Below are 10,971 nucleotides of genomic sequence, written 5' to 3' on the forward strand. Positions count from 1 at the left end.
GCTGCAACCAATTCTCGAACTTGAGCGCCCAGAATCAGCAATCATCTTCGTCCGCACCCGGAAAGCCGCAGCCGAACTCACCAACCAACTCCAATCTGCCGGACACAGCGCGGATGAGTATCATGGCGACCTGACTCAAACCCAGCGGGAACGCTTATTGGCACGATTCCGGGGCGATAAAGTCCGCTGGATCGTCGCCACCGACATTGCCGCACGGGGTCTCGATGTCGATCATCTCAGCCACGTCATTAACTATGACTTGCCCGATAGCGTCGAGAACTACATCCACCGGATCGGTCGGACGGGTCGTGCTGGTAAAGAAGGCGTAGCCATCTCCCTGATTCACTCCCTCGATCGTCGCAAACTCCAAGCGATCGAACGTCGCGTCAAACAGTCTCTAGCAGTCTGTCAGATCCCGACGCGCGCGCAAGTAGAAGCAGCCCACGTCGAGAAGATTCAAGGCAAAGTCCAAGAAGCACTTTCCGGCGAACGGGTAGCATCCTTCTTGCCGATCGTTGCCAAAATGGGTGAAGAGTACGACGTACATACCGTTGCCGCAGCAGCACTGCAACTGGTATACGACCAAACTCGACCCGCATGGCTGGATATGGAAGAACCCCAAATCCAAGATCGCGAACGCTCTTCCAACAGCTACAAACCTCGCGGTGGTAGCGATCGTCGCAGTGGCGGCGGTGGCGGCGGTGCTGGTGGCAAACCAGTCCTCCGCAGCGGTGGTAGCGGTGCTGGTGGCGGTCGTTACGATCGTCGCGACAGCAGCCCTCGCAATGAAAGCAGCCGTTACGAACGCGATAGCCGCGACAGCCGCGACAATCGCGGTGGGTATCGCAGCGAAGAACGGGTTTAACCACAAGTGGGCTGGGTCGATGTATCCAGCCACTGGTTAACCAGTCACAATCAGATCTATTTGAATCGACTGTCAAAGGTGGGCAATGCCCACCTTTTTGATTGGAATATTCTCGATTGTTAGCAATCGAAAACCGGAATTCCAACCTCTAACTAGAGAACGACACATCGAAATATTTATTACCTCTTACCTCTTACCTTTTACCTTTTACCTCTTACCCCTGACCTAACCCCACGATATTCGTCGCACTAATATGCCCCCGGTGAGAGTCGATCGTGCCAAACTGGACTAAATCAATCGGTGTATTGACGATCGCTTATGCCCAGACGTGATAATTTAAATAGGGGTATCATCGAGTTTGTGAAAAAACATTAAGATAGAGGACTGAGGAGACAGACATTATCGGTGCCAATTTATCCTCAAGCAGCGATAGTTAATTCACCGCCTGATGAGTCATGCACAGGCGGCGATGCGGCGATCGTGGCAACAGCTACTCTAAATAGTTAATTGCTAACGGCGAGGTGCCAAGATTGTCACTATGTCCGCGAGACTCTCAACTGCGATGATTTGGAATACTAAGACACTTCTATAGCAGTTTCTCGTCCGCCCGAAATTGAGGCTATCCCCACCCAGGGGAAACCCCTGCAAGCAAGCTAATTTAATTCCAGTCTGGAGGAATTTCGATATGTCGATTCGTTTATATGTGGGCAACTTACCAAAATCAGATGTGGAGCGCGAAGAACTTGAAACTGTATTTGCCGATGCTGGCGAGCTAATCTCCGTCAAAGTGATCAAAGATCGCAAAACTGGGAAGTGCCGGGGATTTGGCTTTGTTACCGTCGAAACTGACGAGCAAGCAGACCAAATCATCGAAAAGTACAATGGCACCATGTTTCAAGAGCTACCCATCAAAATCGAAAAAGCTTTACCCAAAGCCAAAGGACAAGATGATGAAGATAGCGAACAAGGCGAATCTACCGAGCCAAGAGAACCCAGCAGCATTCCTAAACCTAATTTAAGTAATAAAAACAGTGGCGCTAGCGCTAGCGACAGTACTCCCCGCCGTAGTGGTGGCGGTGCCAAAAAAGGCAGTCGCAAAGATGGTAGCAAGAGCGCAGCGATTACCACTCATAGCACTACCGCTACTAATAGTGACTTCCAACCCGATCCTCGCTGGGCTGGAAAGCTTGCCGAACTCAAGGATAAATTGGCTGAATCTGGTAATCTCTAATCGCATATCGCCTCAATAGTGACGACAGACTGCAATTGCTTGCAGGTAAATTAACTAATTGCTCGGGACATTGATGTACCGGGTAATTTTTTTGCGAGTTGGGATGAGGGGACGGGGTGACGGGGGGACTGAAAATTGCTCTATTAAGTAGGTGGGTGCAAATATTTATTAAATAGATAATGCCTGAAACCTAGATGGTGGGCAGTGCCCACCCTACGGGCTATTACCTATTACCTATTACCTATTACCTATTACCCTCTCCCATCTCCCATCTCCCATCTCCCATCTCCCATCTACCCTCTCCGCCACGTTTGCCAAGCGGCTCTGACTCCCACCCAAACACTACGCGTATTGGTGCGGACATTCCCCGCTTGTTTTTTGACTTCAGTCAGACTGAGATTAGCTTGTTGGACTACAGTGGCGGCACTTTGGACACCTTGGGACATTTCATCGCCCAGATCGCTCAATTCTAAGCCTGCAAGCCTAATTGCTTCGAGTGTCGGCGGTAATTCTCGATCGAGTCTATCGAATAGCTTTTCGGCACTTCTAGCGGCGCGAGATAAGTCTTGAATCGCAGGAAAAGCACTAACTACCAATGCTGTCAAACTTACAGCAACCAGCAGAATGGAGCAGCCCAGAAATAGCACCGGATCGATAAATGTCAAAATTAATTGATAATTGATAATTGATAATTGATAATTGATTTAGGTCGATGACCCAGAATGCTACTCATCAATTTCCTTGGTGGCGTGAGGACGGTCGTTCGAGTTGGGTTCGCGGACGGATTGACTGGCAACAATGCCCGCAGAGATCGCTACTGCCAGCCGATCGAGTGTATCATGCCAGCGATCGCCCGCAGCGGACGAGAGCTTATCAGCTTGCAGTTGCACGCTACTGGCGATATCTTCAGCCATTTGGGGCACTGCTGTCATCGCTTTGTTCAGCAGCTTGCGCGTGTCTCGTCCTTCACGGGGAGCTACTAGTAGCCCCGTCACGGTACCAATGACCGTACCGAGGACGACACCACCTAAAAATGTACCGCGATTTTTACCTGCCATAGTTATAGTATCGACGTGGGACTAAAAAGGTGGATGAATTCAAATTGCTCTGCGTCTGCTCGCGCTGCCGAGCCACAACAGCGAGTAGATCTAGTCTCCATAATATCAAACCGATTCCTACTCCCACCAGACAGATCCGATCTAATTTTGTCCAGCCCCCCTCCCCAAATTTTATTGCTAGCAAACTCGTTCCTAGCGGCCCGATAACATAGGTAATCGGTACCCACATCGTCGCATCGGCACCTGCGGCTCGATAGGCTCCGCCAACGCGACGCCGACAACCGACCAGATCCACCAAGTCGCTCGATTTGGACGAGTCTGCCCGCGCCAAATTGCCCACCAGTAGGGTAGAAATCCACTGAATGATAAAATACCTGCAAGTATCCCGATCGAGCCAGAGAAAGTCATTTTACGCGCTCTCGACCGATCGGCAGGAGTGAACTAAATCGCGCACGATGGTGCTGGAAACTAGAGTTTTTCATCAGTATTCGGAGTCGGTTTGTCTGGAATCGCCACGATCGCGCGCAGTCGCAACCACACGGTCAAAATCAGTAGCATGGCAATCCCAATCGCCGTTACCACGATCGCCATCTGTCTGATCCCCTGCATGTGCATCGCTACTATCCCACCAGCCAAAGTCACCGCCCACAAAATTACCGCCGAATGTCGTTGCGAAAATCCTTGTGCTAAGAGTCGATGGTGTAAATGGTCTTTTCCCGGCGTACTCAGGGGATTTTTACCTGATAGCAGACGTTTGATAATCACTTGACTGGTATCGACTACTGGCACGAGAAATAACAGGATCGTGGGAATTAACGAAGTTACCGTTGTCACCTTGGCATTGCCCAAAATACTCGTTGCCGCCAATACATAGCCCAAAAAATAAGCTCCCGCATCGCCCATAAAAATCCGCGAGGGGTGATAATTGTGTCGCAGGAAACCCAATACTGCTCCCGCCACACCCGCACAGATGAGGGTTGCAGCAGCTCGCGCTTCAAATTGAGCTGACGCCGCCAACAGACTCATCGCCGTAATAAAACTTACGCCGCCAGCCAAACCATCCATACCATCCATCAAATTCACGGCATTGGTAATGCCGACAATCCACAGCACTGTAAAACCGATCGATAAAATGCCATCGATCGGCGCACCAAAGTAAATAACCTGAATCTGGATGCCACAGACTACTAATAATAGAGCTGTCAAGACTTGGACGAGCAATCGAAATAGTGCTGGCAATCCGCCAAATTGATCGTCGATGAAACCGACTAACACCAGCACCGAGCCACCCAATAAAATCGCCAGCACCGCAACCTGGACTTTTGCCAGTACGATCGGTGCTAGACAGCCAGCTAAAATAACCGCCGCAATTACCCCGGTATAAATCGCCAATCCACCCGCATTAGGACGCGGTTCTTGATGTAGCCTGCGGGCGTTGGGTTCGTCCGCCCAACCCACCTTGAGCGCGAACGTTCTAACTTTGGGAATAAATAAGTAGGTTACTATCCATGCAAACATAAAAGTTAGCACTACAGAGAGCCAACCGCGTCCGTGCGGATCGGCAACCCCGATTGAATTCATAAAACTCTCAAAAGTCATGCAGGCCCCTGTGTAGTTCGATCGTGGCTATGATGGTGATGCAAATGAATAACTTGACGATCGCGACTATTATTTACTTCTTTCGACCCACAAGTCAAACATACTCCAAAAAATTCTAGCGTGTGGTAGTAGATTTTAAATTGATGGAGCGATTCGAGTCGGTGTTCTAATTGTTCCACTGGACATTCATCGATCGGAATCGACTCTCCACAATGCAGGCAGGTCAAATGATGCCGATCTGCTTGCACACAACTATACAATGATTCGCCCGTCGATAATGTGCGACCTTGGACGACACCCTCCAATTTTAGACTCTCTAAAGCACGGTAAATCGTCGCCAACCCCACTGCTCGATCGCTCGCCCGCAGTTCGACATAGATATCTTGAGCCGATATTGCGCGATCGCATTGCTTCAATAGTTGTAGAATACGTTCTTGGCTGCGAGTTCGATCGGATTTCATAGGATTAGGGTTTGGGCTTTAGGGTTTGGGGTTTGGGCGTTGGGGTGTTAGGGTTGGGATTGAGATTTAGTTACCACGACTGGGTGAGTAATGCTGGCACTGATATGTTCGCAGAGAAATTCTCAAACTAGTGTTCTACAAAATTGACACTCGATCGCATTCAACTGACAGCAGATGTTAGTACTAGTCTACAATTGGTGATGATAGATTTAAGTTGCGACGTTGGCAACGCCTACCGTAGGTAATCGCGGCACTATCTAAATTATCGCAAAGTTGAGGGATTCCATTGAAGCAACAATATCACGCCCGCATTTACGTCACACTTCGTCCCTCCGTTCTCGACCCCGCTGGCACCGCAGTCCAGTCTGGACTCGCCCACATGGGCTACACTGATGTCGAAAGCGTCCGCATCGGCAAATATATCGAAGTCAATCTCGCCGCCACTGACGAAACCGAAGCCCACAGTCAACTAGATCGCATGTGCGACCAGCTTCTGGCTAATCCAGTTATTGAGAATTATCGAGTGGAGCTGGCGGATAGGCTTTAGGTTTTAGGGGTAAGAGGTAAAAGGTAAAAGGTAAAAGGTAATGGAACAATTTCTACATCTCCTATCACCCTGGCTCTTTAGTCCCCCAGTCCCCTCATCCCCTGGTCAGTGAGCGGCAGCCGAACTGCCAGTCCCCCCATCTCCCATCTCCCATCTCCCATCTCCTAACTTATTGTGAAATTCGGAATAATTGTCTTCCCTGGCTCAAACTGCGATCGCGATGTGGTGTATGTCACCCGCGATTTACTCAAACAACCTACGCGCACGATTTGGCATGAAGAAACCGACTTACATGATGTCGATGTCGTCGTGGTGCCGGGTGGATTTAGTTATGGTGACTATCTACGCTGTGGTGCGATCGCGAAATTTTCACCTATTATGAAACAAGTTGTCGCCCATGCTGAGGCGGGTAAATATGTCTTGGGTATCTGTAATGGTTTTCAGGTGCTAACGGAGGCAGGATTATTGCCTGGAGCATTGGTTCGCAATCGCGATCTCAACTTTATTTGCGATCGGGTGCCGTTGCAAGTCGAGCGGACTGACTCTATTTGGACTCAGGGCTATAGTCACAATAGCGCGATTACCCTCCCGATCGCACATGGCGAAGGCTGCTACCATGCCGATCCCGACACCCTCGCTCAACTCGAAGCCAACGGGCAAGTCTTGTTTCGCTACGCTGGTGCCAATCCGAATGGCTCACTCAATAATATCGCTGGCATCTGCAATCAAGCCGGAAACGTCCTCGGCATGATGCCCCACCCCGAACGCGCCGCCGATCCCCTCCTGGGTAGCAGTGATGGTATTCATTTATTTAAAAATCAGGTGGGATAGGGAGATGGGAGGTGGGAGGTGGGAGTTGGGAGTTGGGGGACGAGGGGACTAGGAGACTGGGGGACGGGGAGAAGAGGAGACTGGGAGACTGTGAATCGTTCTTTTACCTCTTACCCATTACCCATTACCCATTACCCATTACCCATTACCCCTCCCAACTCCCATCTCCCATCTCCTCACTCATTCCGAATCTGTGCGGCTAATTGCAGCAATTCCGACCAGCGGAGCTGAAATTTTTTCTCAGTCAAGCGGAGCGCTTTCATAATCGACTCGTTGCTGTGATTGGCTTGTTTGAGCTGCATGAGCGATTGTTGCTCGATCGATAATTGTGCGGCAAAGATTTCCCACTGGCGATCTGTCAAACCAAGTTTGCGATCGATCTCTACTCCTAGCCATTGGTGTACCAATTCCCAATTGGCAACATGGGCAAATTTTTCGATGTGATACTTGAATTTTTGTTGGAGATAGTCGCGTTCGCGGGTGGTTAATCCCAAAGTTTTTTCAATTTCTGGTGCTGAGAGATCTTCCATTTTTAGTAATAGATAATCAACACAAGCAGATTGATTTTGGGCTTCTAAATAAGCGATCAATTCTTCGATTACTCGATCGCGTAATACACCATCGGTCGCATCGACATTATCCGACACCATCTTGGCACGAATTTGCTGCATCAATTTCGAGCCAGCATCGCCGTCTTCGTCTCGTGCGGTTTCAAAAGCTTGCTCGATGTCTACTGATGTCTCACTAGGCTGACGTTTGGCAAAAGTTTGAGCGCGGAGGACTAATAACTGTTGACTGCTCCCAAACCGCAGATGAATCCGGCGTTTGGCATAACATTCGCAAAAGACCATATACTCTGCCAATTGGAGTAAGCTCCGGGGCGTATAAGTATCACCGAGAGCATTCTCGCGCCGAAAAGCTTTGAGAGACTCAGTATAAAACTCTTGCAAAAAGTCTTCAATCAAAGAGTATCTGGCTTGAAATCCTAGCTGCGACTGGGGAATCGTAATATAACGGTAAACGATCGAACTCAGATGACTGTGCAGTTCGATCCGTCCCTGTTTAGAACCCAGTTGGTAATAATAAAGACATTTGGATACTCGGTGACGTGCCAGTCCCACGCGCCAAGATTCACCGATCCCTGACTGTTGAATTCGCTCGCTTTTGGCACAAATCCGATCGACTTCCACCGCAATCCGATTTGCCACATCTTTAATCTGCTCTGCACTCGCCTTTACCTGTGACTGTAAGGCTTCGACTAACATGTCGGGTAAGGGCTGCTTGCTAGATAGTAATACTACATTCGATTTTTGGCGACTACTAGTAGCTGGCAGACAGTGATGATGCGCGTTCATGGTATTGTTTTTCCCCTGAGAATGTGAGCTGATAATTGCTTACATAACGACTGTACGCGCTAAATCCAGTAAGTAAGTATGACGTGTGTCACTTTTTTTACACTAACCCGATCGCTTGACTGGTGGATCGAGCGGTAATCCTAAATCTTATACCTCAATCCCAGTGTGAGTTTCAGTTTCGAGCAAGCTACTATATTTCTATGTGTAAAGTTTTAAGTGTAGATTTGTGACGAAAAAGTGTAGATTTGTGATGGACAGTTGCTCAACTGGCACATGCCTGTTGTCAATTTGGGAATCTGCACGAGTGAAGATCCCCAGTGGTACCACTACCGACTGCTGTCGGAGAACTGAGCAGATCGTGGAGCTAAAAGCGCTGTTTTGCGTAAGTCCGTCTCAAAGTGCGATCTCACTGAAAAATCTGGGCATAATCTTAGATATGAAATACTCTCCACAGGATCGAAAGACAATCGCGGAGGTTGTCAGACATCGCTAGTACTCTAAATACTCATACCGCCCTCTCAAGCTCTGTAGACCTGTCACATCTAAAGAGATGCACATCAGTATCGAAATCAAAAATATGACAGACACCGATCTGCAACCACTTCAAATATTAGTAGCGGAATCAGATCCAGTAGAGATCGATCGGATCGTGGCTACAATCGATCGAGAATTCCATGCCGGAATTAAGATTGCCAAGAACTATCAGCAACTGCTGGAGCGGACGAATTTAGAAAGACCGCAACTAGTAGTTTTGGGGAAGATCGATAATGCCAACTACTCAGAGATCGCCCAGGCATGTCATAAAATCAAGCCCAAATTACCAATTTATCTCCTATCTTCGCAAGGCATAATTATTGATTCTTTTCGTCAATTAGTCAAAACTTGTGGTTTGACAGATGTGATTACTAGAGATGCTAATAGTCTCAATCAATTATTAGTAAAAATCGATCCAGCCCGGCGCGATCGGCGAACCATGCCTTCAGAAAAATTGACGACAGCTCACCCCAATCGTCAGCAGTTAACCAGCGAACCACTAGGCAGTAAACCAACACCAAATGTTACTGTAATATCTGCCGATCGATCGCTAATTCAGCCAAAAATATTCGGTCGAGATCTACTCGCAGCATTAGATGAAATCGTCACAGTTAGTAATAGTTATTTTGGACCGCTAGCACAAGGTAACTATTGGCGCAAGGCTCACGATCGCATTATTGATGAGTTTCCGGCGATGCAAAACTGGTCGGCAGATCACTTCAGTAAACTCAGTTGTCATGAGAACATGTTAGTGCAAGAGATAACACCCGAGGATCTTCAGAGCTTGAGGGTTTGGGTACGGCTATTTATTGAAGAATGCGAACGGATTATTATCGATTATCGCTCGATTCTCACTCATGCCAACCTCTCGCCGCTAGCAACAGACCTATTAATTAGATCCTAAACTCACCCACCCAATTATCTCATGGCAACAATTACGATTAGTATTGATGGTAAGCAAGTGGCAGCCGAGCAAAATTCTACACTCTTATCCGTATTTAAAGAACACGATATCTTAATCAATCAAATCTGTGGCGGACAAGGCATGTGTGCTTCATGCCATTTTTTCGTAGTAGGTGGCACTGAAGCCTTGACAGCGCCAACCAAACAGGAACAGATGACCTTTCAGTTTACCAAGATCGATCGACCCGGTGCGCGATTGGCTTGTCAAACTCGGGCGATTGGTGAGGGGATTGTTATCGAGCTGCCGCTCGGAACTTTTGTGGAGTCAGAGCAGGATTTAGAACGGAAGATCGGTAAAAAAGCTGACAAAACACTGATCCATCCGATGACTGGGGAAGTATTGGTTCAAGCAGGTAAGTTGGTCCTCCGCTCGGCGCTAGAGAAAATGAAAGAAGCTAGTAGTAAATTTAACGATCTTTTGTCAAACAAATAAATTTAATAGTAATAACGATCGTCAAACTGGGATTACTAAGCTTAACCAGATATATACAGTGCATTTACTACATTCTAACCACAACTGACATCTAGCAATCGCCACGCAGAGCTACATTATGATATCTCAAGATCGCAAACAAATAGTCCGAGATACACCCAATCCAATTATCTCGACCAAAGACGTAGCCCATTATAATCGATCGCAATTCTTTCAGTTTGATATGGCGCAAGGGAAGATTGCTGATTACCATCGTCAGCGCAATCTACTCGTTGGGGAAGACTTCATTGTTTCGCTACTAAAGGGACTAGAACATGAAGTGGGAGACGCAGCAGGATGGCTGTGTTATGAGATTGGACTTGAATGGGGCAAACAGGATGCCGTACTATTTCAATCTTGGTTTCAAGAATTCTATAAATTGACCTTAGAGACATCTAATTTGGGTTTCGCAATGGAAACATGGTGGTGGCCCTATACAGTGCAGGGATGGGGCACTTGGTCGCCAAATTTAGACAATCGGGCAAGTGGCTTTTTCTATGTCGATTTATATGATTCGGCAGTCGCCAAAACGTTGGGATATATGGGCAAACCAGTATGTCACATGTATTCGGGTATTCTGGCTGGCTTCTTTAGTGTTGCCTTCAAGCAAAATCTGTGCAGTACAGAAATCCAATGCTATGCGATGGGTAACGATTTTTGTCGATTTTTGATCGGCTCTGAAGAACGCATCCAGGCTGCTGAGTTTTGGCTTTCTTCTGGTGCCAAAGCTAATGAAATTGCCGAACGTTTTGAAGCTGGAGAAGTCGCTCCCGATAACGAACTATCGATCGCCGCAGGTGCAGTATGAAAAGTCGCAAACATCATCGATTAAAGAAAAATCCCTTAGTCCGGTTTATGCGCGGGGTCGTCAGATTGTTGCGGGTATTATTTAAACCCCAAAATCGACAGCTTCGCGAGATCGAGCAAGAACAAAGACATCTGCGTCGAGTGGAGTTAGAGCAAAGGCTCGAACTAGATCGCCAAAATATTGAGTTAGAGCGACAGGAACGAACGCGGGATCGTCAGCCGACTTCAGGAATTCAGCCGCGAGGAAA

The 10,971-nt window shown here is 47.9% G+C and carries 13 protein-coding genes and 1 pseudogene; 8 read left to right on the forward strand and 6 right to left on the reverse strand.

All coding sequences use genetic code 11. The features are described 5' to 3' along the window. Window positions 1-865 (forward strand): helicase-related protein (locus tag RMO52_RS08140; protein ID WP_310412767.1); only part of this gene is annotated, 865 nt, incomplete at its 5' end. A 685-nt stretch (window positions 866-1,550) separates the two neighbouring features. Continuing rightward, window positions 1,551-2,096, forward strand: coding sequence for an RNA-binding protein (locus RMO52_RS08145; protein ID WP_310412770.1), 546 nt, complete (start codon window positions 1,551-1,553; stop codon window positions 2,094-2,096). A 293-nt stretch (window positions 2,097-2,389) separates the two neighbouring features. On the opposite strand, the gene RMO52_RS08150 is transcribed toward RMO52_RS08145, so the two are convergent. The 5 genes and pseudogenes from RMO52_RS08150 to RMO52_RS08170 all read right to left on the reverse strand — a co-directional run. Further along, entirely contained in the window at window positions 2,390-2,761 is a 372-nt protein-coding gene (locus tag RMO52_RS08150) for a DUF948 domain-containing protein (protein ID WP_309741795.1), read from the reverse strand. Between the two features lie 60 nt (window positions 2,762-2,821). Beyond that, a complete protein-coding gene (locus RMO52_RS08155; protein WP_309741794.1) occupies window positions 2,822-3,154 on the reverse strand; it encodes a YtxH domain-containing protein in 333 nt (110 codons plus the stop codon). Continuing rightward, window positions 3,144-3,494 (reverse strand): hypothetical protein, encoded by a 351-nt coding sequence (locus RMO52_RS08160; RefSeq protein ID WP_309741793.1) that lies wholly within the window; start codon window positions 3,492-3,494, stop codon window positions 3,144-3,146. Before RMO52_RS08160 ends, RMO52_RS08155 begins: the two co-directional genes overlap by 11 nt. 128 nt (window positions 3,495-3,622) lie before the next feature. Continuing rightward, window positions 3,623-4,753 (reverse strand): glycosyltransferase family 4 protein, encoded by a 1,131-nt coding sequence (locus RMO52_RS08165; RefSeq protein WP_396134919.1) that lies wholly within the window; start codon window positions 4,751-4,753, stop codon window positions 3,623-3,625. An 89-nt stretch (window positions 4,754-4,842) separates the two neighbouring features. Further along, window positions 4,843-5,214 (reverse strand): annotated as a pseudogene (locus tag RMO52_RS08170) (Fur family transcriptional regulator); the annotation flags it as partial. Between the two features lie 286 nt (window positions 5,215-5,500). Between RMO52_RS08170 and purS the strand changes: the two are divergent. Together purS and purQ are read left to right on the forward strand one after the other, a co-directional pair. Continuing rightward, window positions 5,501-5,761 carry a phosphoribosylformylglycinamidine synthase subunit PurS gene (gene purS, locus RMO52_RS08175; protein WP_309741790.1) on the forward strand — a complete coding sequence of 87 codons (261 nt, stop codon included), beginning with the start codon at window positions 5,501-5,503 and terminating at the stop codon, window positions 5,759-5,761. 174 nt (window positions 5,762-5,935) lie between these two features. Beyond that, on the forward strand, window positions 5,936-6,592 hold the full coding sequence (gene purQ / locus RMO52_RS08180; RefSeq protein WP_309741789.1) for a phosphoribosylformylglycinamidine synthase subunit PurQ: 657 nt from the start codon (window positions 5,936-5,938) through the stop codon (window positions 6,590-6,592). A gap of 176 nt (window positions 6,593-6,768) precedes the next feature. On the opposite strand, the gene RMO52_RS08185 is transcribed toward purQ, so the two are convergent. Further along, a complete protein-coding gene (locus tag RMO52_RS08185; protein ID WP_309741788.1) occupies window positions 6,769-7,947 on the reverse strand; it encodes a hypothetical protein in 1,179 nt (392 codons plus the stop codon). A 550-nt stretch (window positions 7,948-8,497) separates the two neighbouring features. Here RMO52_RS08185 and RMO52_RS08190 point away from each other — a divergent pair. The 4 genes from RMO52_RS08190 to RMO52_RS08205 all read left to right on the forward strand — a co-directional run. Continuing rightward, on the forward strand, window positions 8,498-9,385 hold the full coding sequence (locus RMO52_RS08190; protein ID WP_310412773.1) for a hypothetical protein: 888 nt from the start codon (window positions 8,498-8,500) through the stop codon (window positions 9,383-9,385). A gap of 21 nt (window positions 9,386-9,406) precedes the next feature. Further along, window positions 9,407-9,877: a 2Fe-2S iron-sulfur cluster-binding protein gene (locus tag RMO52_RS08195; protein ID WP_309742073.1), complete on the forward strand. Its 471-nt coding sequence runs from the start codon at window positions 9,407-9,409 to the stop codon at window positions 9,875-9,877. Window positions 9,878-9,995: 118 nt separating this feature from the next. Beyond that, on the forward strand, window positions 9,996-10,724 hold the full coding sequence (locus tag RMO52_RS08200; protein WP_310412777.1) for a V4R domain-containing protein: 729 nt from the start codon (window positions 9,996-9,998) through the stop codon (window positions 10,722-10,724). Continuing rightward, window positions 10,721-10,971: hypothetical protein (locus RMO52_RS08205; RefSeq protein WP_310412781.1), on the forward strand; the 251-nt coding region annotated here is incomplete at its 3' end. The genes RMO52_RS08200 and RMO52_RS08205, both read left to right, overlap by 4 nt.

It is taken from the genome of Chamaesiphon sp. OTE_8_metabat_110, assembly GCF_031382685.1.
Lineage (GTDB): Bacteria > Cyanobacteriota > Cyanobacteriia > Cyanobacteriales > Chamaesiphonaceae > Chamaesiphon.

Coding starts and splice junctions, on each gene's coding strand:
- RMO52_RS08145 (WP_310412770.1), top strand. CDS start 1,551: ATGTCGATTCGTTTATATGTGGGCAACTTACCAAAATCAGATGTGGAG.
- RMO52_RS08155 (WP_309741794.1), bottom strand. CDS start 3,154: ATGGCAGGTAAAAATCGCGGTACATTTTTAGGTGGTGTCGTCCTCGGT.
- RMO52_RS08165 (WP_396134919.1), bottom strand. CDS start 4,753: ATGACTTTTGAGAGTTTTATGAATTCAATCGGGGTTGCCGATCCGCAC.
- RMO52_RS08185 (WP_309741788.1), bottom strand. CDS start 7,947: ATGAACGCGCATCATCACTGTCTGCCAGCTACTAGTAGTCGCCAAAAA.
- RMO52_RS08190 (WP_310412773.1), top strand. CDS start 8,498: ATGCACATCAGTATCGAAATCAAAAATATGACAGACACCGATCTGCAA.
- RMO52_RS08195 (WP_309742073.1), top strand. CDS start 9,407: ATGGCAACAATTACGATTAGTATTGATGGTAAGCAAGTGGCAGCCGAG.
- RMO52_RS08200 (WP_310412777.1), top strand. CDS start 9,996: ATGATATCTCAAGATCGCAAACAAATAGTCCGAGATACACCCAATCCA.